At 68.7% G+C, this 24,438-nt stretch carries 24 protein-coding genes; 18 read left to right on the top strand and 6 right to left on the bottom strand.

The window, feature by feature from the left end:
- The first annotated feature begins 195 nt into the window (after nt 1–195).
- The 4 genes from rbfA (at nt 196) to pnp (ending at nt 4,255) form a co-directional block, all read left to right on the top strand.
- Nucleotides 196–642 (top strand): 30S ribosome-binding factor RbfA, encoded by a 447-nt coding sequence (gene rbfA / locus MZV50_RS25930; protein WP_252632229.1) that lies wholly within the window; start codon nt 196–198, stop codon nt 640–642.
- A 2-nt stretch (nt 643–644) separates the two neighbouring features.
- Nucleotides 645–1,577 (top strand): tRNA pseudouridine(55) synthase TruB, encoded by a 933-nt coding sequence (gene truB / locus MZV50_RS25925; RefSeq protein ID WP_252632227.1) that lies wholly within the window; start codon nt 645–647, stop codon nt 1,575–1,577.
- Nucleotides 1,578–1,591: 14 nt separating this feature from the next.
- On the top strand, nt 1,592–1,861 hold the full coding sequence (gene rpsO, locus MZV50_RS25920; protein ID WP_013077242.1) for a 30S ribosomal protein S15: 270 nt from the start codon (nt 1,592–1,594) through the stop codon (nt 1,859–1,861).
- A gap of 243 nt (nt 1,862–2,104) precedes the next feature.
- The gene (pnp, locus tag MZV50_RS25915) at nt 2,105–4,255 is read left to right on the top strand and encodes a polyribonucleotide nucleotidyltransferase (protein WP_252632226.1); all 2,151 of its coding nucleotides are present in this window, start codon (nt 2,105–2,107) and stop codon (nt 4,253–4,255) included.
- A 108-nt stretch (nt 4,256–4,363) separates the two neighbouring features.
- Here the strand turns inward: pnp and MZV50_RS25910 are convergent, their stop codons facing one another.
- Entirely contained in the window at nt 4,364–5,083 is a 720-nt protein-coding gene (locus MZV50_RS25910; RefSeq protein WP_252632225.1) for a ribonuclease T2, read from the bottom strand.
- 303 nt (nt 5,084–5,386) lie between these two features.
- On the opposite strand from MZV50_RS25910, the gene MZV50_RS25905 reads away from it, so the two are divergent.
- From MZV50_RS25905 to MZV50_RS25890, 4 genes are all read left to right on the top strand, one after another.
- On the top strand, nt 5,387–7,717 hold the full coding sequence (locus MZV50_RS25905; protein WP_252632224.1) for a TonB-dependent receptor: 2,331 nt from the start codon (nt 5,387–5,389) through the stop codon (nt 7,715–7,717).
- Nucleotides 7,718–7,858: 141 nt separating this feature from the next.
- On the top strand, nt 7,859–8,542 hold the full coding sequence (locus tag MZV50_RS25900; RefSeq protein WP_252632223.1) for a Fe2+-dependent dioxygenase: 684 nt from the start codon (nt 7,859–7,861) through the stop codon (nt 8,540–8,542).
- 99 nt (nt 8,543–8,641) lie between these two features.
- A complete protein-coding gene (locus tag MZV50_RS25895; RefSeq protein ID WP_252632222.1) occupies nt 8,642–11,350 on the top strand; it encodes a PAS domain-containing sensor histidine kinase in 2,709 nt (902 codons plus the stop codon).
- 69 nt (nt 11,351–11,419) lie between these two features.
- Nucleotides 11,420–13,060 (top strand): MFS transporter, encoded by a 1,641-nt coding sequence (locus MZV50_RS25890; RefSeq protein ID WP_252632221.1) that lies wholly within the window; start codon nt 11,420–11,422, stop codon nt 13,058–13,060.
- On the opposite strand, the gene MZV50_RS25885 is transcribed toward MZV50_RS25890, so the two are convergent.
- Entirely contained in the window at nt 13,057–13,947 is an 891-nt protein-coding gene (locus tag MZV50_RS25885) for a siroheme synthase (protein ID WP_252632220.1), read from the bottom strand. The genes MZV50_RS25890 and MZV50_RS25885 overlap by 4 nt on opposite strands.
- 19 nt (nt 13,948–13,966) lie before the next feature.
- A complete protein-coding gene (locus MZV50_RS25880) occupies nt 13,967–14,353 on the bottom strand; it encodes an MliC family protein (protein ID WP_436792235.1) in 387 nt (128 codons plus the stop codon).
- A gap of 104 nt (nt 14,354–14,457) precedes the next feature.
- Between MZV50_RS25880 and MZV50_RS25875 the strand changes: the two genes are divergently transcribed.
- The 5 genes from MZV50_RS25875 to MZV50_RS25855 all read left to right on the top strand — a co-directional run bounded on the left by MZV50_RS25875 (nt 14,458) and on the right by MZV50_RS25855 (nt 18,649).
- Complete coding sequence (locus tag MZV50_RS25875) at nt 14,458–14,988, top strand: (2Fe-2S)-binding protein (protein WP_252632217.1); 531 nt, start codon at nt 14,458–14,460, stop codon at nt 14,986–14,988.
- Entirely contained in the window at nt 14,985–17,177 is a 2,193-nt protein-coding gene (locus tag MZV50_RS25870) for a xanthine dehydrogenase family protein molybdopterin-binding subunit (protein WP_252632215.1), read from the top strand. The genes MZV50_RS25875 and MZV50_RS25870 overlap by 4 nt, the downstream gene beginning before the upstream one ends.
- Before the next feature lie 61 nt (nt 17,178–17,238).
- Entirely contained in the window at nt 17,239–17,838 is a 600-nt protein-coding gene (locus MZV50_RS25865) for a LuxR C-terminal-related transcriptional regulator (RefSeq protein WP_252632214.1), read from the top strand.
- Between the two features lie 171 nt (nt 17,839–18,009).
- Nucleotides 18,010–18,447, top strand: coding sequence for a hypothetical protein (locus MZV50_RS25860; protein ID WP_252632213.1), 438 nt, complete (start codon nt 18,010–18,012; stop codon nt 18,445–18,447).
- On the top strand, nt 18,425–18,649 hold the full coding sequence (locus MZV50_RS25855; RefSeq protein WP_252632212.1) for a hypothetical protein: 225 nt from the start codon (nt 18,425–18,427) through the stop codon (nt 18,647–18,649). The genes MZV50_RS25860 and MZV50_RS25855 overlap by 23 nt, the downstream gene beginning before the upstream one ends.
- Nucleotides 18,650–18,707: 58 nt before the next feature.
- Here the strand turns inward: MZV50_RS25855 and MZV50_RS25850 are convergent, their stop codons facing one another.
- Nucleotides 18,708–19,340 carry a nucleotidyltransferase family protein gene (locus MZV50_RS25850; protein ID WP_252632211.1) on the bottom strand — a complete coding sequence of 211 codons (633 nt, stop codon included), beginning with the start codon at nt 19,338–19,340 and terminating at the stop codon, nt 18,708–18,710.
- Between the two features lie 30 nt (nt 19,341–19,370).
- Between MZV50_RS25850 and moaA the strand changes: the two genes are divergently transcribed.
- From moaA to moaC, 5 genes are read left to right on the top strand one after another with little or no spacing between them, the layout of a single operon-like run.
- Complete coding sequence (moaA, locus tag MZV50_RS25845; RefSeq protein WP_252632210.1) at nt 19,371–20,405, top strand: GTP 3',8-cyclase MoaA; 1,035 nt, start codon at nt 19,371–19,373, stop codon at nt 20,403–20,405.
- A gap of 1 nt (nt 20,406) precedes the next feature.
- Entirely contained in the window at nt 20,407–20,646 is a 240-nt protein-coding gene (locus tag MZV50_RS25840; RefSeq protein ID WP_252632209.1) for a MoaD/ThiS family protein, read from the top strand.
- Nucleotides 20,643–21,086 (top strand): molybdenum cofactor biosynthesis protein MoaE, encoded by a 444-nt coding sequence (locus MZV50_RS25835; RefSeq protein ID WP_252632208.1) that lies wholly within the window; start codon nt 20,643–20,645, stop codon nt 21,084–21,086. Before MZV50_RS25840 ends, MZV50_RS25835 begins: the two co-directional genes overlap by 4 nt.
- Before the next feature lie 17 nt (nt 21,087–21,103).
- Nucleotides 21,104–21,655, top strand: coding sequence for a molybdenum cofactor biosynthesis protein B (gene moaB, locus MZV50_RS25830; protein WP_252632207.1), 552 nt, complete (start codon nt 21,104–21,106; stop codon nt 21,653–21,655).
- Between the two features lie 13 nt (nt 21,656–21,668).
- Nucleotides 21,669–22,136 (top strand): cyclic pyranopterin monophosphate synthase MoaC, encoded by a 468-nt coding sequence (gene moaC / locus MZV50_RS25825; RefSeq protein ID WP_252632206.1) that lies wholly within the window; start codon nt 21,669–21,671, stop codon nt 22,134–22,136.
- 10 nt (nt 22,137–22,146) lie between these two features.
- Here moaC and MZV50_RS25820 read toward each other — a convergent pair whose 3' ends face one another.
- Both MZV50_RS25820 and MZV50_RS25815 read right to left on the bottom strand, forming a co-directional pair.
- Nucleotides 22,147–23,943 (bottom strand): methyl-accepting chemotaxis protein, encoded by a 1,797-nt coding sequence (locus tag MZV50_RS25820; RefSeq protein WP_252632205.1) that lies wholly within the window; start codon nt 23,941–23,943, stop codon nt 22,147–22,149.
- A 127-nt stretch (nt 23,944–24,070) separates the two neighbouring features.
- Nucleotides 24,071–24,436, bottom strand: coding sequence for a Rieske (2Fe-2S) protein (locus tag MZV50_RS25815; RefSeq protein WP_252632204.1), 366 nt, complete (start codon nt 24,434–24,436; stop codon nt 24,071–24,073).
- Nucleotides 24,437–24,438: the final 2 nt, after the last annotated feature.

Genomic DNA, 24,438 nt, shown 5'->3' with positions numbered 1-24,438 from the left:
CGAACGCTGGTGGGTTCCACCTGGGTCCCGGCTTTCGCCGGGAAGACGGTGTTTGGTTGCCTGGGGTTTGAGGAGCTGTCCAAGGAACCCTGGCGCACTGGACATTCACCCGAGAGGAGCCTAGACACCCCGCCTTCCGATTTTCCCCGCGCACCGGCGTTCGATCCGCCGGCCGGGCCGCAAGGACTTCGCGCCATGAAGCGCCACACCGACAACAAGAAGGGCGCCCTGACCGGTCCCTCGCAACGCCAGCTCCGGGCTGGCGAACTGATCCGCCACGCCCTGGTCGAGATCCTCCGCGAGGAGGAGCTGGCCGACGAGGCGCTGACCGGCGTTTCGGTCACCGTCTCCGAGGTGCGGATGAGCCCCGATCTGAAGCACGCCGTCTGCTTCGTCGAGCCGCTGGGCGCGGGTCTTACGGGTGAAGACACCACCGAGGTCATCAAGGGCCTGAACCGGGTCGCCAAGTTCCTGCGTGGCCGCCTGGGCCGCTCGATCGACATGAAGTTCACGCCGGACCTGAAGTTCATCCACGACGAGAGCTTCGGAACAGCCGCCCATATGGACCAGCTGTTCCTGGATCCGCGCGTCCAGCAGGACACCCGCCGCCTCTCCGACGTGATGGACGACGAGGAAGACTGACCATGGCTCGCCGCAAGAAGGGCGACGCCGTTTCGGGCTGGCTGTGCCTGGACAAGCCCTACGACCTGACCTCGACCACGGCCGTCTCCAGAGTGCGCCGCGCGTTCAACGCCCAGAAGGGCGGCCATGCCGGCACGCTGGACCCGCTGGCGACCGGCATCCTGCCGATCGCCCTGGGCGAGGCGACCAAGACCGTCCCGTTCCTGATGGACGCCGACAAGGCCTATCGCTTCACCATCGCCTGGGGGCGCGACACCACCACCCTGGACCGCGAGGGCGAGACCACCGGGACCTCCGACGTGCGTCCGACCCGTGAGCAGGTCGAGGCGGCGTTGCCGGCCTTCATCGGCGAGGTCGACCAGGTGCCGCCGAACTTCTCGGCCATCAAGGTCGACGGCGAGCGCGCCTACGACCTGGCCCGCGATGGGGTCGAGTTCGAACTGGCGACCCGCAAGGTCAACATCTTCGACCTGAAGGTCGTGGAGGCGGCCGACGTTGACCACGTCACCCTGGAGATGGAGTGCGGCAAGGGCACCTATGTCCGCGCCGTGGTCCGCGACTTGGCCAAGGCGCTGGGAACCTGCGGTCACGTCGCCGAGCTGCGCCGCACGCGGGTCGGCGGGTTTACGGAAGCAGCCTCGATATCGCTGGAAACTCTCGAGAATTTGAGCTATGAGGCCCGGCTGTCGGAGGCATTGCTTCCGGTCGAGACCGCGCTGGACGACATCCCGGCGTTGGCCGTGACCGACGAAGACGCCTTCCGGCTTGCACAGGGACGCGCCATCGTCCTGCTCCCGAGGCAGGTGGAAACGCTGAAAGCCGAGCTCGCGCCCGGCGATCGCACCGTTTCCGCCATGTCCGGTGACAGGTTGGTGGCCCTGTGCGAGATGCGCGCCGGGCGGCTCAATCCGGTGCGGGTCTTCCAACTCACCTGAGCGGAGACTTACCGATGTCGATCACTATCGAGCGCAAGGCCGCTCTCATCGCCGAACACGCCCGCGGCGCGGGTGACACCGGCAGCGCTGAAGTCCAGGTCGCGATCCTCTCGGAACGCATCTCGAACCTGACCGAGCACTTCAAGACGCACAAGAAGGACAACCACAGCCGTCGTGGCCTGCTGAAGCTGGTTTCCCAGCGTCGCCGGCTCCTCGACCACCTGAAGAAGTCCGACGCCGGTCGCTATCAGTCCCTGATCGAAAAGCTGGGTCTGCGTCGCTAAGGCACAATTCGGCCGCCCTGCTCCGGTAGGGCGGCCGAACGTTTTTCCAACCTTCGTTTCGAGACAGGCCGGAACGAGAGGTCGTCGCGGATCCGCTCCAAGCGTGATCCGGACATGTAAGCCGGAGATCACGATCTTCGGGCGCCTGTCGAACTGGATGAGGAAATCTCGGGACCGCCCTTCGGCCGCCCGCCCCTGTCCGTCCTGAAGGAAATGGGTCCTTCGGAACCGAAAGAAGCAAAAATGTTCGATATCAAGCGCAAGACGATCGAGTGGGGCGGCAAGACGCTGGTCCTCGAAACCGGTCGCATCGCCCGTCAAGCCGACGGCGCCGTTCTGGCCACCATGGGCGAAACCGTCGTCCTGGCCACCGCCGTGTTCGCCAAGACCCAGAAGCCGGGCCAAGACTTTTTCCCGCTGACGGTCAACTATCAGGAAAAGACCTTCGCGGCCGGCAAGATCCCCGGTGGCTTCTTCAAGCGTGAAGGCCGTCCGTCGGAAAAGGAGACCCTGGTCTCCCGCCTGATCGACCGTCCGATCCGCCCGCTGTTCGTCAAGGGCTTCAAGAACGAAGTCCAGGTCGTCGTCACCGTGCTGCAGCACGACCTCGAGAACGATCCCGACATCCTGGGCATGGTCGCCGCCTCGGCCGCCCTGACCATCTCGGGCGCCCCGTTCATGGGTCCGATCGGCGCCGCCCGCGTGGGCTGGGTCGATGGCGCCTACGTGCTGAACCCGACGCTCGACGAGCTGAAGGAAAGCAAGATGGACCTGGTCGTGGCCGGCACCGCCGACGCCGTGATGATGGTTGAATCGGAAATCCAGGAGCTCTCGGAAGAGATCGTGCTGGGCGGCGTCAACTTCGCCCACCAGCAGATGCAGGCCGTGATCGACGCGATCATCGACCTGGCCGAGCACGCCGCCAAGGAGCCCTTCGCGTTCGAGCCGGAAGACACCGACGCGGTGAAGGCCGAGATGAAGGGCCTCGTCGGCGCCGACATCGCCGCCGCCTACAAGATCCAGAAGAAGCAGGACCGCTACGAAGCCGTCGGCGCCGCCAAGAAGAAGGCCATCGCGGCCCTCGGCCTGTCGGACACCAACCCGGCCGGCTACGACCCGCTGAAGCTGGCCGCCATCTTCAAGGAACTGGAAGCCGACGTCGTGCGTCGCGGCATCCTGGACACCGGCCTGCGCATCGACGGCCGTGACGTCCGCACCGTCCGTCCGATCCTGGGCGAAGTCGGCATCCTGCCGCGCACCCACGGTTCGGCCCTGTTCACCCGCGGCGAGACGCAAGCCATCGTCGTGGCCACCCTGGGCACCGGCGACGACGAGCAGTTCATCGACGCCCTGGAAGGCACCTACAAGGAATCCTTCCTGCTGCACTACAACTTCCCCCCCTACAGCGTCGGTGAAACCGGCCGTATGGGTTCGCCCGGCCGTCGCGAGATCGGCCACGGCAAGCTGGCCTGGCGCGCCCTGCGCCCGATGCTGCCGGCCAAGGAAGACTTCCCCTACACGATCCGTCTGGTCTCGGAGATCACCGAGTCGAACGGTTCGTCCTCGATGGCCACGGTCTGCGGTTCGTCGCTGGCCATGATGGACGCCGGCGTGCCGCTGGTCCGTCCGGTCTCGGGCATCGCCATGGGCCTGATCCTGGAAAAGGACGGCTTCGCGGTTCTGTCGGACATCCTGGGTGACGAAGATCACCTGGGCGACATGGACTTCAAGGTCGCCGGCACCAGCGAAGGCCTGACCTCGCTGCAGATGGACATCAAGATCGCCGGCATCACGCCCGCGATCATGGAGCAGGCCCTGGCCCAGGCCAAGGAAGGCCGCGCTCACATCCTCGGCGAAATGAACAAGGCCATGGACGCCCCGCGTGAAGACGTCGGCGACTACGCCCCGAAGATCGAGACCATCACCATCCCGACCGACAAGATCCGTGAAGTGATCGGTTCGGGCGGCAAGGTGATCCGCGAGATCGTCGCCACCACCGGCGCCAAGGTCGACATCAACGACGAAGGCACCGTGAAGGTCTCGGCCTCGGACGGCGCCAAGATCAAGGCCGCGATCGACTGGATCAAGTCGATCACCGACGAAGCCGAAGTGGGCAAGATCTACGACGGCAAGGTCGTGAAGGTTGTCGATTTCGGCGCTTTCGTGAACTTCTTCGGCGCCAAGGACGGCCTCGTCCACGTCAGCCAGATCAGCAACGAACGCGTCGCCAAGCCGTCGGACGTGCTGAAGGAAGGCCAGATCGTCAAGGTGAAGCTCCTGGGCTTCGACGATCGCGGCAAGACCAAGCTGTCGATGAAGGTCGTCGATCAGGAGACCGGCGAAGACCTGTCGAAGAAGGCCGAACTGGCTCCGGAAGACGCCGTCAACACCTGAGGGTGACCGGCTCACCGAAGTGAGATCCTAGCGAGCGGGCGGTTCCGAAAGGGACCGCCCGCTTTGCATTTGGGCCGATGGCCGGGAGCGGTCTGGAGCAGACGCCCTCTAGCGCTTGGCCGTCACCTTCACGATCGCGCCGTCCGGCGCGCCGTTGCCGCCGCGGCAGGCCGCGTACTTGAACTTCAGGTTCATGCAGACCCAGACCTCGGTCAGGCGACCGTCCCTGTTGACGCGGACGTTCAGGTCCTCGGGCTTGAGCTTGCGGTTGCGGTCGAGGAAGGCCTTGCGGATCTCGCCGGCCGACATGACGCCGTCCGAACCGGCATCCAGGTCCGGCACGTTCAGCTTGTCGCGCAGCTTGCGGGCCTTCTTGAAATAGTCTTCCGGCGTGGCCCAGTCGCAGGTCCCGTGCGCCTGCCATTCGTGCTGCAGCAGCCAGGGCGAGGGCGTCATGCACAGATTGGCCTTCACCGTCGCCGGGCTCATCGGCGGGCTGGGGCGGCAATAGCGCGGGTGGACCTTGTCCGGTCCGTTCGGCCACAGGCCGTGCACGGTGAAGCCGAAGTGGTTGTTCTGGCACTGGATCACCTTGTCCGACTCCGGGATGCCGGCGCGGCAGGCCTCGGGCGACCAGAACAGGGCCAGCAGATAGGCCGCGATCGGCACGTTGGCGTGGACCTCGCTGGCCGGCGGGATCTCGGCCGGAGCCGGGGTGACGACCGGCGGCACCGCGCAGGACTTCAGGCTGGAGGCCTGGGCGCCGCCCGGGAAGACGCCGGACGCGAGGACGAGCGCGGTGGATGCGGCGGCGAGAGCGGTCTTCATGAACGTGACTCCGTATTCGGCGCGGATAGGGACCCGCGCCGCGTCCGGCGTCAAGCGAAGCGCCGCCGTGCCAAGGCCGGCCGCGGCCGGCGCTCCGCGTCCCTTTCCATCTCTTCAGCGGCCAGCCGCGTGAAGCGGCGAAGGCGTGAGTCAGCGAGACCTTCCGCAACAAAGCGCCGCCTTTTCGCCAAAGATGCCGCTATTGAGAACGATTATCATTGCGACAGCTTTGCAAGATCGCTAAGAACGCGTCGCAAATTCAGGAGCGCCCTCGACGGCGCTCCCTGGGGACAGGATCAATTCATGCGTAACCCGAACTCCGCCGGCGTCGTGAGCCGGCCCCGTCGCGCGCTGAGCGCGGCCGCCGTCGCCGGTCTCGCCGGCCTGGGCCTGGCTCACGCCGCCGCCGCCGCTGATGTCGACGCCGCCGCGTCGGTCGCCACCGCCCCGGCCGCTTCCGCCGACAACAACGAGGTTGCCGGTGTCCGCATCGACGCCAAGCGCGTGGCCGACCCGTCCTCGAGCAAGTTCACCGCGCCGCTGGTCGATACGCCCAAGTCGGTGACGGTCATTCCGTCGCGGATCATCGAGCAGACCGCCGCCACCTCGCTGACCGACATCCTGCGCACCTCGCCGGGCATCACCTTCGGGGCCGGCGAGGGGGGCCAGCCGCTGGCCGACCGTCCGTTCATCCGCGGCTCCAGTTCGGCCAACAACATCTTCGTCGACGGCGTCCGCGACAGCGGCGGCCAGACCCGCGAGATCTTCAACCTGGAACAGGTCGAGGTCGTGAAGGGTCCCGACAGCGCCTATAGCGGCCGCGGCTCGGGCGGCGGCAGCATCAACCTGTCGTCCAAGACCCCCAAGGCCGACAGCTTCGCGCGCGGCGCGGTCGGCGTCGGCACGGACGAGTACGTGCGGGCCACGGCCGACCTGAACTACGCCATCAACGACAGCGTCGCCGTGCGCCTCAACGTGCTGGGCACGCAGGGCAACACGCCGGGTCGCAAGAGCGTCGACTTCAGCCGCTGGGGCGTGGCCCCGTCGCTGGCCGTCGGCCTGAACAGCGACACCCAGCTGACCCTCAGCTACTACCACCTCGACACCGACCAGACGCCCGACTACGGCATCCCGCTGATGTCCAAGACGACCGAGCCGCGCACGGCCTCGGGCATCCTGGCCGTCGACCGCCGCAGCTTCTATGGCGTCAAGTCGCGCGACTACCAGAAGACCAAGTCGGACATCGCCACCTTCGCCATCGACCACAAGATCGATGACGACCTGAACGTCCGCCAGGTGGTCCGCTATTCGAAGTCGCTGAACGACTACATCGTCACCAACCCCGGCGACGGCGGCGCGGCCCAGTTCGTCCAGGGCCAATGGTGGATGAAGCGGGGCACCAAGACCCGCTGGAATCCGACCAAGACCATCGCGGCCGTCACCGACGTGCACGGCAAGAAGATGTTCGGCGGCCTGGAGCACAGCTTCGACGTTGGCGTCGAGCTCAGCCGCGAGGAAAACCTCAACGCCGCCTATTCGACCTTCACGACCTCGGGCGCGGCCTGCCCAACCGGCTTCACGATCGCGGCCGCCACCCTGACCAGCCTGGGCGCGGGCGATTGCACCCTGGTCTACAAGCCGGACGACAAGGCCGCCTGGACGGGCGTCATCAACCGCGCTCCGGCCGCCCGCAACGTCTCCAAGACCGCCGCGATCTACGGTTTCGACACCATCAAGTTCGGCGACAAGATCCTGCTGAACTTGGGCCTGCGCCACGACAGCTACGACAGCCAGGGCTACGACGTCGCCACCACCCAGGCCAATGGCGTCTTCACCTCGGTGACCTACACGCCGCGCAAGGGCTCGTGGGAGTTCACGAACTACCAGGTCGGCCTGGTCTACAAGCCGACGACCAGCTCCAGCGTCTACGCCTCGTACGGCACGTCCTCGACTCCGCCGGGCATCTCGGCGGGCGACCAGAACAGCAACACCTCGACCGGCACGGGCAACCTAGCCACGGTCCAGCTGGAGCCGGAAGACAGCGAGAGCTTCGAGCTGGGCGCCAAGGCCAACGTCTTCAACGACATGCTGGCCCTGTCCGCGGCGGCCTTCAAGACGACCCGCAAGAACGCCCAGATCCAGATCGACGCCAACACCTACGCTCAGGTCGGCGAGGTCGAGGTCAAGGGTTTCGAGCTGGGGTTCTCGGGCAACGTCACGCCCAAGTGGCAGGTGTTCGGCGGCTATACCTACATGGATAGCGAGCTGGTCCGCGGCGCCTATACCAGCGTCAACCAGGGCGACCCGCTGGCCAACACGCCCAAGCACAGCTTCTCCAGCTTCACGACCTATCGCGTGACCCGGGCGATCTCGCTGGGCGGCGGCGCGTACTATGTGTCGAAGAGCTTCGGCGGCAACCAGGGCGGGGCCGGCGGCGGGACCAACAAGATCTACGCCCCGTCGTACTGGCGCTATGACGCCTTCGCCTCGTGGGCGGTGAACGACAAGGTCGACCTGCAACTGAACGTCCAGAACCTGACGGACGAGCGCTACATCGTGCGCACCAACGGCGTGCACCACGCCGATCCGGCCCCGGGTCGCCAGGCGATCCTGACCTTCAACGTGAAGTACTGATCCTCCCCTTTCGGTCTTCACGTCCGCGCCCCGCTCGACAACGGCGTCGAGTGGGGCGCTTTACTTTTCGGGTCCTGATCCGGATCAAGGGGAACCAATGCCCGGCCGGCTAAGTCCGAAGCAGGAAAAGGAGCCGCCCGCATGATGCTGCAGATCCCGCAAGTGCTGACCAAGGCGCAGGTGGCCGAGTGCCGGGCGATCCTGGACGCGGGGCCGTGGGTCGATGGCAATCTTACCTCGGGCTTCCAGGCGGCCATGGCCAAGACCAACCAGCAACTGCCCCAGGAAAGCGAGGCGGCGCGCACGGTTGGGGCGGCGATCGTCCAGGCGCTGAACGCCCATCCGCTGTTCGTCTCGGCGGCCCTGCCCAACTTCATCCTGCCGCCGATGTTCAACCGCTATGGCGAGGGTATGGGCTTCAAGGACCATGTCGACAACGCCATCCGCCGCGATCCGGTCAGCGGCCGCACCCTGCGCACAGACCTGTCGGCGACCCTCTTTCTGGAGGAGCCCGAGAACTATGACGGCGGCGAACTGGTCGTGAACGACCTCTATGGCGACCACGTCGTCAAGCTGGCTGCGGGGGACATGATCCTCTACCCCAGCACCAGCCTGCATCATGTCACCCCGGTGACCCGGGGCATGCGGACGGCCAGCTTCTTCTGGATCCAGAGCCTGATCCGCGACGACGCCAAGCGCACCATCCTGCTGGACATGGACGTCGCCATCCAGCGCCTGGCCCGCGAGGTCGCGCCGGACAGCCCGGGGATCCTCTCGCTGACCGGCGTCTATCACAACCTGCTGCGGCAATGGTCCGAGGTCTGAAGACGTCGCCGCCGTGACGTTTCGGGGAACGCCGGTATGTCTCGCGAACCCTCTGTTTACGGTTGCACTGCACGATCCGCCCAACCTCGCGGAGACTGAATGCCCAAGGTGTCGACCCCCGATCCGGCCAAGCCCACGCCCTCGCCCTTCGGCGAGGCGGAAGCGGCGCGCTGGTTCTTTGACAACGCCAGCGACCTGTTCACGGTCGTCTCGCCCGAGGGCCGCTTCATCACCGTCAACGCCGCCTGGACGGCCCTGACCGGCTGGAGCCGCGACGAAACGATCGGTCAGCCGACGCTCAAGTTCACCCATCCCGACAGCCAGGCCGAACTCATCGACATGGGCCGCCGGCTGACCGAGACGGGCTCGACCGTCACCGAGCTCAGGATCCGGTGCAAGGATGGGGCGTGGATCTGGCTGCAGGGTCAGGGGCGGCTGGGTCCCAACGGCGAGCGGGTCGGACTGCTGCACGACGCTTCGGCCAAGGTCGCGGCGCGGGAAGAGCTGGAGGCCGCCCGTCGCACCCGCGAGCTGCTGTCCGAGGCCGCCGGCGTCGGGGTCTGGAGCTACGAGCCCGAAGGCGAGCGCATCGACTGGTCGCCGGACGCCCTGACCCTGCTGGGCCTGACGCCGGCGGACGTGTCCACGGCCGAGCAGTTCCTGGCCCGTCTGCCCGACAACGAACGCAAGACCGTGCACGCGGCCTTCAGCCAGGCGACTCTGACGGGGCAGGGCGGAACGATCGAGTTCCGGCTGCGCGGCGACGACGGTCGCTGGCAGACCTTCCGCAGCACCTATCGGGTCGAGCCCCGGCCGGGCGGCCTGCACGCGCTGAAGGGCATCTCGCAGAACATCACCGACGTGGCCCGCAGCCGCGACAAGGCCATCTGGAGCGAGCGCCGGGCACGGCGCCTGGTCGAGGACGCGCCGTTCGCCGTGGCCGTCTACGACCTGGACATGCGCTTGCGACTGGTCAGTCCGCGCTTTCTGGAGATCTTCCGCTCCACCGAGGTCCAGGTGATCGGCAAGACCCTCTCGGAGCTGACCCATGGCGGCCGTCGCCGCTTCGTGGCCGCCGTCAGCCGGGCGCTGGCCGGCGAGATCGTCGCCCGCCGCGAGGACCGCCTGCAGGACGCCGACGGCGTGGAGCGCGCGTACCGCTGGGAGGCTCGGCCCTGGCGCGACATCTCCGGCCAGATCGTCGGCGTCATCACCTACATGGACGACGTCACCGCCCTGGCCAAGGCGCGGCGCGAGGCGCGGATCAACGCCCGTCGGCTGAAGGTCGCCCTGGGGGCGGCGCGGGCCGGGGTCTACGAGATCGACCACGAGGGCCAGAGCTTCTGGGGCTCGCCCGAACTGCACCGCATGCTGGGCCGCCGGGTCGGCTATGACGACGTCCGCGAGGCCGTCTGGCCGATGATCCACCCGGAGGACCGCGACCAGCTGTACGCCGCGGCGGCCACCTGGCGGGCGACGGGCGAGTGGGGCGCGCACGAATGCGACGTCCGGGTGTTGTCGCCCGGCGGCGAGGCGCGCTGGGTGCGGGTGTTCCACGACGTGCGCCGCGACGCCGGCGGTCGGGCCCGCAAGGCGTTCGGCCTGATGCTGGACATCGACGAGAAGAAGAAGGCCGAGCTGGCCTTGGTCGCCGCCGAGCGCGCGGCCCAGGCCGCCAACGAGGCCAAGGCCCAGTTCCTGGCCAATATGAGCCACGAGATCCGCACGCCGATGAACGGGGTGCTGGGCGTGATGCACGTGCTGAAGCGCGAGCTGCCCCCCGGCGACAGCGCCGACCTCTTGGGGGAGGCCTTGGCCGCGGGCCAAATGCTGTCGACCCTGCTGGACGACGTCATCGACATCTCGCGCATCGAGGCTGGTCGGCTGGATCTGAACCGCGAGGCCGTCGATCCGCGCGATCTCGTCCGGGGTGTCGCCCGCCTGCTGGCCGGCCAGGCCACGCACAAGGGCCTGCGTCTGGAACTGGATCTCGCCGATGACCTGGGCTGGATCGAGACCGATCCGACCCGTGTCCGCCAGGCGCTGTTCAACCTGATCGGCAACGCGGTGAAGTTCACCCTGAAGGGCTCGGTGACCGTGCGGCTCCGCAGGGCCCCGGGCGGCGGGAAGCCGCGTCTGGTCTTCGACGTCGTCGACACCGGCGTCGGCGTGCCGCTGGAGGCTCACGACAAGCTGTTCGAACGCTTCCAACAGGCCGACGCCAGCACCACGCGCCGCTTCGGAGGCTCGGGCCTGGGCCTGGCCATCACCCGCAAGCTGGCCCAGATGCTGGGCGGCGAGGTCTCGTTCACCTCGACGCCGGGCGAGGGCTCGACCTTCACCCTGACGATCGCCGCGCCGCCGGCCGCCGCTCCGGACGCCGCCCCGGCTCATGCCGAGGACCTGCTGGACGGCCTCAAGGTGCTGGTCGTCGAGGACAATCCGACCAACCAGCTGGTCGCTCGCAGGATCCTGGAGCAGCTGGGCGCGGCCGTCAGCGTGGCCGACGATGGCGCCTCTGGCGTGGACGCCGCCCGCGACGGCGCCTTCGACCTCATCCTGATGGACGTGCAGATGCCGGGCATGGACGGGCTGGAGGCGGCCCGCCGCATCCGCGCCCTGCCGGGTCCCGCCGCCCGCGCCCCGATCATCGCCTTGACCGCCAATGTCATGGCCCATCAGCGAGCCTCATACCGCGCCGCCGGCATGGACGGAGTGGCCGCCAAGCCGATTTCCCCGGCCGCCTTGGTCGCCGAGATCGTCCGCCTGTCGCAGGCCGGGACGGACACGCGCGGCGCCGTCGCCTAACCCTGTTCCCCGAAGCCCTCCCCATTTGGCGGGAAGCACGCTAAGCAGGGCGAAACACGGGGGAAGTCCATGGCCGGCGAGGGTCAGCAAGGCGCATCCATGCGCACGGTGGTCGCGGCCTCGTCGGCCGGCACGGCCTTCGAATGGTACGACTTCTTCATCTTCGGCAGCCTGGCGCAGGTCATCTCCAAGACCTTCTTCACCGGACTGCCCGACGCGGCGGGCTATATCGCCGCCCTAGCCCTGTTCGGCGTGGGCTTCGCCTTCCGGCCGCTGGGCGCGCTAGTCTTCGGCAAGATCGGCGACCAGGCCGGGCGCAAGGGCGCGTTCCTGGCCACGGTGCTGCTGATGGGCGGGGCCACCTTCGCCATCGCCTTTCTGCCGACCTACCAGCAGGCCGGGATCATCTCGCCGATCCTGCTGATCGTCATGCGCTGCGTGCAGGGCTTCGCCCTGGGCGGCGAGTACGGCGGGGCGGCGATCTACGTGGCCGAGCATTCGCCGCCGAACCAGCGCGGCTGGTCGACGTCATGGGTGCAGACCTCGGCCGCCTTCGGCCTGTTCGGCGCGCTGATGGTCATCCTGATCACCCGCGCCGCCGTCGGCATCGAGGCCTTCGACGCCTGGGGCTGGCGCATCCCGTTCGCGGTCTCGATCGGCCTGCTGGGCGTCTCGGTCTGGATGCGGATGAAGCTGACCGAGAGCCCCGCCTTCGCCGCCATGAAGGCCGAGGGCCAGGCCTCCAAGGCCCCCTATGCCGAAGCCTTCGGCCAGTGGAAGAACCTGAAGCTGGTGATCCTGGCCTTCCTGTCCATGATGTGCGCCCAGGGGGCGGTCTGGTACACGACCTTCTTCTACGTCCAGACCTTCATGGAGAAGTTCCTGAAGGTCGATCCGGTCACCATCAACGAACTGATGATGACCGCCACGGCGATCAGCGCGATCTTCTACGTCGTGTTCGGCTGGCTGTCGGACCGGATCGGCCGCAAGCCGGTGATGCTGGGCGGCATGACCTTGGCGCTGCTGTTCTACTTCCCCGGTTTCCATGTGCTGGAGAAGGCCGCCAACCCGGCGCTGGCCGAGGCTAGCGCCAAGGCGCCGGTCGTGGTCGTCGCCGATCCCGAGGACTGCTCGCTGCAGTTCGATCCCGTCGGCAAGGCGGCGTTCGTGACCTCGTGCGACATCGTCAAGAGCGCCCTGGCCAACGCCGGCGTTTCCTATGCCAACGAGATGGCCCCGGCCGGGACGACGGCGGTGATGAAGGTCGGCGGCGTCGAGATCGCCTCCCGGAGCGCCACGGGGCTGTCCAAGGCCGAGGTGAAGGCCGTGAAGACCGCCGTCGAGGGACAGATCAAGGCGGCTCTGGCCAAGGCTGGCTATCCCGCCAAGGCTGACCCGGCGCGGATGAACAAGCCGCTGATCCTGGGCGTGCTGCTGGTCTTCGTGATCGCCGCCACGGCGCTGTTCGGACCCTTGGCAGCCTGCCTGGTCGAGCTGTTCCCGACCCGGGTGCGCTATACGGCGTTGTCGCTGCCCTATCACATCGGCACGGGCTGGGTGGGCGGCTTCGTGCCGTTCTTCGCCTTCGCCATCGTGACGGCGGTCGGCGACATCTATGCGGGCCTCTGGTACCCGGTCGCCTTCACCCTGATCAGCGTTCTGACCACGGCCTTCCTGCTGCCCGAGACCAAGAACCGGTCGCTGACTTAGCGGGCGACGGGCAGCGTTTCGACGGAGACCTGGGCCTCCTCCAGGGCGGCGACCAGGGCGGGATCCGGCGCGCCGGTGAGCAGTCGCACGATCTGCCGGCCCTCACGCGCCAGCTCGACCAGGCGGTCGGCGTCGATCTGCCCGGCGTCGACGTGCTCGACATCGCGACGGGCCAGCCTCACGACCTCCGGATCGGCGTCGGCGCCCAGGACCAGCACGTCGGCCGCGCCCAGGGCCCGGACAGCGCGCAGGGTCAGCAGGTCCGCCGGACCCTCTCCAGCGATGAAGCGCAAGGCGCCCTTGCGGGCCGAGCCCCGGGCCAGGGCCTCGCGAAACAGCTGGGCGGCGCGGTCCATGTCGCCCGCGCGAGCGGCCTCGGCGGCCTCGCCCGTCACCGCGTCGCGCAGGAAGGCGCGGCGTTCGTGCAGGACCGGCAGCGCTTGGCGCACCTCGGCCTGGAACTTCCGTAGCAGGGCGGCCACGCGGCCCGTGCCCTCGGGCACCTGGGCTTCGATGTCGTTGCGCAGCATGGTCGCCAGCACCGGGGCCGAGCCGCCGGTGCCCACGGCCGCCACCACCTCGCCGCGGTCGATCACGGCCGGGGTGTTGAAATCGCAGAATTCGGGCCGGTCGACGACATTGACCAGCACCCGCGCCGCTCGCGCCGCGCTGGCGGCGGCCCTGACGAAGGCTTCGTCTGGGCTGGCGATGAAGGCCAGGATCGCGCCGCCATAGGCGCTGGGCAGATGGGCCTCGGTCCCGTCCAGGCGGATCACGGTGGCGGGCGAGCCCTGGAACAGGCGGGCCTTGGCCTCGGCGGCCTCGCCGGACCCGGCGATCACCACCGTGCGGCCGGCCAGGGGGAAGTAGGCGGGAAAGGAATCCAACGTGTCGTCCCTCTTAAGCTTACTGTGACCGGCAGTCGGCGTAGGGGCCGCCTGGGAAGCCCTTGAGCGTGGCGTCCGCGCCCTTGCTCCAGATCTCGGCGTCGCCGGCCGCGTAGCGCGCCCCGGACCCCGAGCGGGCCAACTTCAACGTCCGGGTCGTCCCGCCGGCGCTGACCACGACGCGCTTGCCGTGCAGGGCGTAGGCGGCGGTGAACCGCTTGCCCGCCTTGCAGGCGTAGCGGATGGGCGCGTCGGTTGAATCCATCGGAGCGACGGTGGCGCAGCCGGCGACGGTCACGGCCAGGACAGCGAGAGGGACGAGGACGCGGCGCAAGACGAGGTCTCCGAAGCCAAGGCGAACGCAGCATAGCGGGTTTCGCGGACGGCGCCCGCCCCCGCTCGAAATCCTCTGGCCCGAAAACCCTCTGGCCAAGCCCAGTGTGAACGGTGTTAGGTTCGGGTCTCGGCGGGACGCGGCGCGTCCCTTCTTTCGGTGGGAGGCGAGGGCGCATGGCCGTGACCCTGGACATCAATGGCAAGCCAACCTCGGTGCAGGCCGCGCCGGAGACGCCGCTGCTGTGGGTGCTGCGCGACGAGCTGGGCCTGACGGGGACCAAGTTCGGCTGCGGCATGGCCCAGTGCGGGGCCTGCACGGTCCATCTGGATGGCCAGCCGATCCGCTCGTGCGTGACGCCGATCGAGGCGGTCGGGACCGCCAAGATCACGACCATCGAGGGCCTCGGCGGCCAGCATCCGGTGCAGCAGGCCTGGGTGCGCCATGACGTGCCCCAGTGCGGCTACTGCCAGTCGGGACAGATCATGTCGGCCTGCGCCCTGCTGGCCCAGAAGGCCAAGCCGTCCGACGAAGACATCGACAGCGCCATGGCCGGGAACATCTGCCGCTGCGGCGCCTATCAGCGCATTCGGGCGGCGATCAAGGACGCGGCTGACACCGGTCAGCCCCAGGGCCAACCGCACGCCGACATCGACGAAGCCATCGTCGCCGCCTCGGGCGCGACCCATCGCGGAGCCGGCCGATGAACGCTCCCGTCAATCCCAAGGACCTGGCCCAGGCCCAGCCCTGCCGCCGCGACGTGGTCGTCGCCTCCGCCCTGGTGGGCGGCGCCCTGCTGGTCGGCTGCTCGCCGGCCGACCTGATGAGCGCCGGCTCCAAGGTCGAGGTCGGCGCGTTCGGGCCGTTCATCAAGATCGCGCCCGATGGCGGGGTCACGGTGATCTCCAAGCACATCGAGTTCGGCCAGGGCAATCACGCTGGCCTCGCGGCCATCGTCGCCGAGGAGCTGGACGCCGACTGGACGAAGGTCCAGGTCGAGCAGGCGCCCGCCAACGCCAAGCTCTACGCCAACGGCGCCCTTGGCGCGCAACTGACGGGCGGCTCGTCGGCGATCTCCAACTCGTGGGATCAACTGCGCAAGGCCGGGGCCGGCGCGCGGGCCATGTTCGTCCAGGCCGCCGCCAACCGGTGGAACGTTCCGGTCGGCGAGATCACGGTCAAGGACAGCGTCCTGACCCATGCTTCTGGCAAGACCGCGACCTTCGGCGAGCTGCTGGCCGACGCGGCCAAGGTCCCGCCGCCGACCGACGTCAGGCTGAAGGATCCCAAGACCTTCACCTTGATCGGCACCGACCGCGTTCGCCGCAAGGACTCCCAGGCCAAGAGCGACGGCACGGCCCGCTACACCCAGGATGTCCGTCTGCCCGACATGTTGACGGCGGTGGTCGCCCACGCCCCGCTGTTCGGCGCCAAGGTGAAGAGCCTCGACGCCGCCGACGCCAAGAAGGTCGCTGGCGTGGTCGATGTCTTCGAGATCCCGACCGGTGTCGCCGTCGTCGCCCAGAACACCTATGCCGCCCGCATGGGCCGCGAGGCGCTGAAGCTGGAGTGGGACGAGGACAAGGCCGAGAAGCGCGGGTCGGTCGCCATCAACCAGCTCTTCAAGGACGTCGCGGCCGGCAAGAACACGCAGACCAAGTGGGAGCCGTTCGACCAGCGTGGCGACGCCTCGGGCCTGGAGTCCGCCAAGGGCGAGCGCGTCTTCGAGACGACCTACGAATTCCCCTATCTGGCCCACGCCACCATGGAGCCGATGAACTGCGTGGCGTCCGTGGACGGCAACAAGGTCAAGCTGGTGTTCGGGTCTCAGGGCCAGACCCTGGACCAGTTGGCCTCCGCCAAGATCGTCGGCTGCCTGCCGGGTTCGGTGGAGATCGAGACGCTGTACGCCGGCGGCTCGTTCGGCCGTCGCGCCAACTTCCAGTCCGACTATGTCGCCGAGTGCGTCCATATCGCCAAGAAGGTCGGTAAGGGTCGGCCGGTGAAGCTGGTCTGGACCCGAGAGGACGACATGCGGGCCGGCTACTTCCGGCCGCTCACGGTCCATGCCGTGAAGGTTCGACTGGACAAGGACGGCTATCCGGCGGCCTGGCGCCACCGGATCGTCAGTCAGTCGATCATGAAGGGTTCGCCCATGCCGGCCGGCAAGGGGCCGGACCAGACGGCGATCGAGGGTACGGCGGGCTCGCCCTATCTGAAGGCCACGCCCGTGGTGGACGCCCAGGTGGCCCTGCCCGACGTCGGGGTGCCGGTGCTGTGGTGGCGCTCGGTCGGCGCGACCCACACCGCGTTCGCCATGGAGCACACGATCGACCAGCTGGCGGCCAAGGCGGGCAAGGACCCGGTCGACTATCGCCGCGCCCTCTACACCAAGGCCGGGGCGGACCGGCATCTGGCGGTCCTGAACCTGGCCGTCGAGAGGGCCGGACCGACGGCGGCCGCCGGCTGGACACGTGGCGTGGCGGTGCACGAGAGCTTCGGCTCGGTCGTCGCCCAGGTCGCTGAGGTCAAGCTGGAGAATGGTGTTCCACGCGTCGGCCGCGTGGTGACCGCCATCGACTGCGGCGTCGCCATCTCGCCTGACCAGATCGCCGCCCAGATGGAAGGCGGGACCTGCTACGGCCTTTCGGGGGTGCTGTTCGGCGAGGTGACCCTGACCGACGGCAAGGTCGAGCAGAGCAACTTCGACCGCTACCGCGTGCTGCGGATCAACGAGGCGCCGACCGTGGAGACCAACATCGTCCCGTCGGGCAATCCGCCCAGCGGCGTGGGCGAACCGGGGACGCCGGTGATCGGTCCCGCCGTCGCCAACGCCCTGTTCGCGCTGAACAGGACGCCGACCACGCGACTGCCGTTTGTCCGCTCGGAAACCTGATCGGTGAAAGTTCAACTGTCGCACGCTAGACGATAGCGGCTTTGCCGACCATCTTAGCGGCATGGTGCAGAGCGTCAGTGCCGCTTTCGACAAGCTTACCCCTCGCGAGCGGGAGATTCTCCGGCTGATCGCCGCGCATCTCCAGTCCAAGGAGATCGCGCGCGCGCTGGGCCTGTCGCCCAAGACCGTCGAGATGCACGTGCTGAGCGCCCGCCGTCGCCTGTCGGGCCTGAGCCGACGCGACGCGGCCCTGGCCTTCGTGGCCTGGGAGGGTGGGGACCCCGGTAATGACTACCGTAGGCAGTCAGACGATCTGGCCCCGCTTGCCGTGGCGTCGCTTCCTGATCGGGAGATCGCAAGCGGTCAGGGAGAGATCGAAGTCAGCCATGGGCTCAGGACAACAGTCGAATCCGACGTCTCGTCGACCTCGGCGAACCGGGTGGCGCCGCGCCAGCGGACGGCTTTAGAGGGTCTCGTCGTGGCCATCCTTGGCGATGACCGTCCGGTGACCACCCAGCAGGACTGGCGCCACCGGATGAGCCCGCCGCAATGGCTGGGGCTGATTCTGGCGAGCGCCGCCCTCACGACCGCGCTCATGGCCATCACCGCCATCAGCATCCATGAGTTCATGAAGGCGGTCGAGCGGATCTGGCGCTTCTAGCCGCGCTGGTCTTCGCCTCTCCCTTACCGGCGGCGCCCACCCCACGCACGGCCCGCGCCGCGCCGAAGGATTTATTTTGCATGGAAAGGCTCGACGCCCGATCATCCGAAACGGCCGCGCGACCAACGTCGCTCTGGACCTCGCCGTTGTCGCTCACGCCGGATCCCGCACGTGCTCTATCTGGTGCTCGATTATGCTCTCTACGTGGTGGCTTTCACGGTCTGCGGCGTGGCGCTCTGGCTGGGCGACCGGCCGCTGAAGGTGACGGCCTTCGCCGTGATGTTTTTCTGGGGCATCTCGCCCCTGACGCGAACCGGGGCCTACGTGCCTTGGAACCTGCCGCTCACGATCGTCGACAGCAACGCGTTCCTGGTTCTGACCTGGATCTCCTTGCGGTGGCGGCGGGTCTGGTCGGCGATGATCGCGGGCCTGGCGCTGGTGATGGTCGTCACGCCGTTCGTCGGCATGGCGGATCAGGAGCTCGATCCGTACTTCAAGGTCTTCGCCTACAACATCCTCGGCTACATCCTGGTCGTGGAGTTGATCGTCGCCATCTGGCTGACGGTCCGGGCCCGGAGACAGGCCGATGAAGGCGCTGTTCGACCCTGACCTCGACGCGATCGCCGACGAGGAGGACATCGCCGAGTTCCGGCGCGCCTTCGCGATGGTCGGCGAGGATCACCGCCGAATCCTGACGATCCTGCTGCCCAGGCTGGCGGCGCTGCAAGAGCGTGGCGACTCCGGCGGCGCGCTAGAACTGATCGCCGAGATCAAGCGGGCCATCCTGAGAAAGGACGCCCCTCCGCACTGAACACCATCGGCTGGGTGAAGGTCGCGCCGTGTCCTCCCGGGGCGGGAGGCGTGGGGTTTCAGCGGCCTTCGACGGCGCGGGCGAGGTCCTCGGGGCGATCCACATCAAGATGGATCCCCGGATCCTCGACGGGAATCCGCGTCAGCTGGGCGCCCGCGCTCTCCAGGAGGGCGCGGGCGCCTTCGTCTCCGGACAGCGCGCGAAGCGCCGGAAACCAGGTCGCGCCGAACAGGACGGGATGGCCGCGCCGGCCCAGATAGGTCGGGGCGATGAGGTCGAGGGGGCCTTCGAAGGCCCGGCTCAGTCGCTGCAGAGTCTCCGGGTCGATGGACGGCATGTCGCCCAGCAGCACGAAGGCGCCGGCCGCGTCGTCCGGCAGGGCCTGGGCTGCGGCCCGCAGAGAGGCGCCCATGCCCTCGGTCGGGTCCTCGACCTGGACGAGGGTCAGGCGGTCGGCGGCCGCGATCCGAGACGCCGTGGCTTCGACCGCCTCGCGCACGGCGGGATCGGGCCCGATCGCCACGAAGACCCGCCGCGCCGGCGACAGGAACGCGGTCAGCAAGGCCCCGGCCACCAGCGGCGCGCCATTCAGCGGCGCCGTCAGCTTGCCCCCGCCGAAGCGCGCGCCCCGGCCGGCGGCCAGGACGATGGCGCCCAGCGCCGCCCTTTGCGTCGTATCCCTTTGCGTCATGGGCTCCAGCGCCTATTCTAACGGACGGACATGACGCCTTATGACGATAGCCCCGCGCAAGCGGTCCTTGCGCCGCCCCGCCTGATCGACGGCTTCGGGCGGGCCGTCACCTATCTGCGCGTCTCCGTCACCGACCGTTGTGACCTGCGCTGCCTCTACTGCATGTCCGAGCACATGACCTTCCTGCCGAAGGCCGAGGTGCTGACCCTGGAGGAGCTGGATCGCCTGGCCACGGCGTTCGTCGGCCTGGGCGTGCGCAAGCTGCGCCTGACCGGCGGCGAGCCGCTGGTGCGCAAGGGGTTCATGGACCTGGTCGCCGGCCTGTCGCGCCACCTGCGCTCGGGCGCGCTGGACGAGCTGACCCTGACCACCAACGGCACCCAGCTGGAACGCTTCGCCGGCGATCTGGCCCGATGCGGCGTGCGGCGGATCAACGTCTCGCTGGACACCCTGAAGCCCGACCTCTTCCGCAAGCTGACGCGCGGCGGCGACCTCGAGCGGGTGATCGCCGGGATCGACGCGGCTCTGGCGGCGGGGATCCGCGTGAAGATCAACGCCGTGGCCCTGAAGCACGACAACGCCGCCGAACTGCCCGCGCTGATCCAGTGGGCTCACGCGCGTGGCTGCGACATCACCCTGATCGAGACCATGCCGCTGGGCGAGGTCGATCAGGACCGCACCGATCAGTTCCTGTCGCTGAAGGACGTTCGCCGCGACCTGTCGTCCTTCTGGACGATCGAGGACATCCACCACGCCACCGGAGGCCCGGCGCGCTATACGCGGGTGGCCGAGACGGGCGGACGGCTGGGCCTGATCACCCCGCTCAGCAACCACTTCTGCGACACCTGCAACCGGGTGCGCCTGACCTGCACCGGCACGCTGCACACCTGCCTCGGTCGCGATGACGCCAGTGACCTGCGGGCGGTGATCCGGGGCGGGGCGACCGAGGCCCAACTGCAGCAGGCGATCTTCGCGGCGATCGGGGCCAAGTCCCAGGGGCACGACTTCCAGATCGCCGCGGCGCGTCCGGCCGTGGCGCGACACATGTCGACCACCGGCGGCTGATATGGCGCGGGTTCTTCTGTTCGGGCGCCTGGCCGACCAGGCCGGCTGGCGCGATCGGGTGATCGAGGCCGGCGACCTTCAAGCCCTGCGCGCGGCGCTGGCCGCTGACGATCCGGACCTGGGCGACGCCCTGGCCGGTCCCGGCGTCCAGGTCGCCGTCGACAAGGCCATCGTCCGGGGCGAGGCGGCGCTGACCGTCGCGACCGAAGTGGCCTTCCTGCCGCCGATGAGCGGGGGATGATCGTCGCCCTGACCGACCAGCCGTTCGAGCCGGGCGCGCTCGTCACGGCCTTCTGCGCCGGGCGCGCGGAGACCGGCGCGGTGGCGACCTTCGTGGGCCTGGCCCGCGCCGAGAAGGGCGCGGCGGTCGCGCTGGAGCTGGAGGCCTATCCGGGCTTCACCGACGCGGCGATCGCCGAGATCGCCCGCGATGCGATCAGCCGGTTCCAGCTGCAGGACGTCCACATCGTTCATCGGACCGGCCGCATCGCGCCGGGTGAGGCGATCGTCTTCGTGGCCACGGCCGCCGGCCATCGTCGCGAGGCCTTCGAGGCCTGTGACTTCCTGATGGACTATCTGAAGAGCCGGGCGCCCTTCTGGAAGAAGGAACACGGTCCGGGCGGCGCGCGCTGGATCGAGCCGACGGACCGCGATAGGACCGACGCGCGGCGCTGGGATTAGGGACGAGGAGAGACGCGATGTCGGAAGGCCTGAAGCCAGGCGGCGGGATCAAGCCGGAGCTGCCGTTCAAGCCGGTGCGGATCGCGGTCCTGACCGTCTCCGACACCCGCGATGAAAGCACCGACACCTCGGGCCAGCTACTGATCGACCGGGTCCGCGACGCCGGTCACGACTTCGCCGGCCGCGCCGTCATTCGCGACGATGTCGAGCTGATCCGCGCCCAGGTCCGCGAGTGGATCGACGGCAAGACGGTGGACGCCATCGTTACCACCGGCGGCACCGGTCTGACCGGCCGGGATGTCACGGTCCAGGCGCTGGAGCCGCTGTTCGACAAGAAGATCGACGGCTTCTCGGTGATCTTCCACCTGGTGTCCTACGCCACGGTCGGCCTCTCGACCCTGCAGTCGCGCGCCACGGCCGGCATCATCGACGGCGTCTTCGTCTTCTGTCTGCCGGGCAGCAACGGCGCGGTGAAGGACGGCTGGGACAAGGTCATCGCCGCCCAGCTCGACAGCCGGCACAAGCCCTGCAACATGGTCGAGCTGATGCCCCGACTGTTGGAAAAGTGAGGCTTCTCGAACGGTGAGCAAGCTGACCCATATCGACGACCAGGGCCGGGCCCGCATGGTCGACGTCTCGGACAAGCCGGCGACGGCGCGCGAGGCGACGGCGACGGGTTTCGTGCGGATGAGCGTCGAGACCCTGGCCCTGGCGGTGTCGGGTTCGGGCCGCAAGGGCGACGTCCGCGCCGTGGCCGAGCTGGCCGGTGTCATGGCCGCGAAGAAGACCTCGGACCTGATCCCCCTGTGCCACCCGCTGGCCCTGTCCAAGGTGGTCGTCGAGGTCGAGCCGGCCGAGGGCGGCCTGGCGGTGACGGCGCGTGTCAAGACCACGGGCCCCACGGGCGTCGAGATGGAGGCGCTGACCGCCGCCTCGGTGGCCTGCCTGACGATCTACGACATGCTCAAGGCGGCCGAGAAGGGCATGGTCATCGAGACCGTGCGGCTTCTGGAAAAGACGGGCGGCAAGTCGGGGGACTGGAAGGCCTAGGGGATCGCGTCTAGGCCGCCTTCCGCCGCGTCTCGCCCGCGATCCGCAGTTCGCCCATCCGCTGAGCCAGGCGCGTGGCCTCCTGGGCCAGGGCGTGGCTGGCGGCGGTGGTCTCCTCGACCATGGCGGCGTTGCGCTGCGTGACCTGATCCATCTGATTCATGGTCGTGTTGACCTCGGCCAGGCCACGCGCCTGTTCCTGGGTCGAGGCGGCCATTTCACCGACCAGGCCGTCGATCTGGTCGACCTCGCTGGCGATGGCGCGCAGGGCCTCGCCGGCCTTGCCGACATATTCGACGCCCTGTCCGACCTCGGCGGTGCTGGCGCTGATCAGCGACTTGATCTCGCGGGCGGCGTCGGCCGAGCGCTGGGCCAGGGCCCGGACTTCCTGGGCGACGACGGCGAAGCCGCGACCGGCCTCGCCGGCCCGGGCCGCTTCGACCCCGGCGTTCAGGGCCAGCAGGTTGGTCTGGAAGGCGATCTCGTCGATCACGCCGATGATCTGGCCGATCTGGGCCGAGGACTTCTCGATGGCGCCCATGGCCTCGACGGCCTGGCTGACGATCGAGCCCGAGGCGTTGGCGGCGCCGCGAGCGCGCTCGACGACCTTGCGGGCCCGGCTGGCGCCCTCGGCGGTGACGCGCACGGTGCTGGTGATCTCGTCGAGGGCGGCCACGGCCTCTTCCAGGCTGGCGGCCTGGCGTTCGGTGCGGCTGGACAGATCGTCGGCGGCGTCGGTGATCTCGGCCGTGCCGCCGTGGATCGCCTTCACGGCGTCCAGCGAGGCGGCGATGACGCCCGACAGCTTCTCGACCGCGACGTTGAAGTCGACGCGCAGCTTCTCGTAGCCCGCCGGGAACGGGTGTTCCAGGCGGTGGGAGAGGTCGCCTTCGGACATGGATTTCAGAGCCTGGGCCAGGCTGTCGACGACCGCCTTCTGGGTGGCTTCGGCCTCGTCGCGGCGGGTCTCGGCCTGGCGGCGTTCGATTTCCAGCGTGTCGCGGACGTCGGCGGCCTCCAGCTCCTTGCGGCGCGCCTCGACGGTCTCGTGGAAGGTGCGCAGGGCGTCGGTCATCTGGCCGATCTCGTCCTCGCCACGCTTCTTGGGCAGCACGACCGAGAGGTCGCCGGCCGACAGGCGGCGCAGGGCGCGGGTGATCTCGACCAGCGGCGAGACCAGACCCTTCTGGGCGGCGAACATCAGGACGGCGGCGAAGGCGGCGGCGGTCAGCAGCAGGGCGCCCATCACCACCTGGCCCAGGAAGCCCAGCGACTTGGCGGCGTTGGCGTCACGGGTGGCGGCGGCCTCGATCTTGACCGAGGCCCCTTCCATCTTGTCCTCGAGGGCCGAGAACTGCTTGGCGAAGTCCGGCAGCTTGCCGCGCGCCCCGGCCGCGTCGGTGTCGGCGACCGCGCCGATCTGGCCGGCGGCCGAGATATAGTTGGCCAGCGGCGTTTCGACCTCGGCGAGGGCGGACTTGACCGAGGGATCCTCGGCCAGCTTGCCGCTGGCGGCGATGTCGGCCTTGAAGGCCTGGGTGTGTTCGGTGAGGTCGGCGCGCACCGCCTTCAGATCGACGCCGAGAGCGGGGTCGGCGGACATGATCGCGCCCATCACGTCGGCGCGCAGGGCGTCGTGCATCATGTCGGCGTGCATGTGCAGGCGAAGGATCTTGGCCGAGGCCTCGGCGCGGGTCAGGGCGTTGTCCAGGCTGACCGCCACCCACAGGCCCGTGCCAGCCGTGGCCGCGCACAGCAGAGCCGCGCCAGCGGCCGCTCCCATGACTTTCTGACCCAAGGACGCCATGTCGATGTCTCCCCCCGCGCGGCGCGCCGCAAATCTCGGGAGAAGGATGCTGGATCAGGTGTCTAACGGCCCTTAACCGTGACCGGGTCGGGCAGGCGACATAACGTCGCGCCCTATGTCGGCGCTTCTAGGCGACGACGATCTGGCCGTCACGAACCGCGACCGGCCAGGCGAAAAGCTTGTCGCCGGGGCAGGGGCCGGCGACGCAGGCCCCGTCCTCGATCTTGAACAGGGCCGCGTGGCCGGCGCACAGGATCAGGTCGTTCTCGCGGGTCAGGTAGCGGCCGGCGAACCCGGCCAGCGGCCAGCCGGCGTGCGGGCAGCTGTCCAGATAGCCGACCACCAGGTCGTCCTTGCGGACCACGAACCCGGCGAACATCGCATCGCCCTCGCGCCAGCGGAAACCCTTCGAGCCGGGCGAGGGCACCTCGTCCAGCGCGCAGAGCACCGTCCCCGGCGCGGGGCGGGCGGGATTGTCGGGATCCGTGCGCACGA

Source organism: Caulobacter segnis (assembly GCF_023935105.1).
In the GTDB taxonomy this organism is placed as follows: Bacteria; Pseudomonadota; Alphaproteobacteria; order Caulobacterales; family Caulobacteraceae; genus Caulobacter; species Caulobacter segnis_B.
The sequence above is the reverse complement of the archived record's forward strand: the minus strand, read 5'-3'. Positions and strand labels throughout refer to the sequence as shown.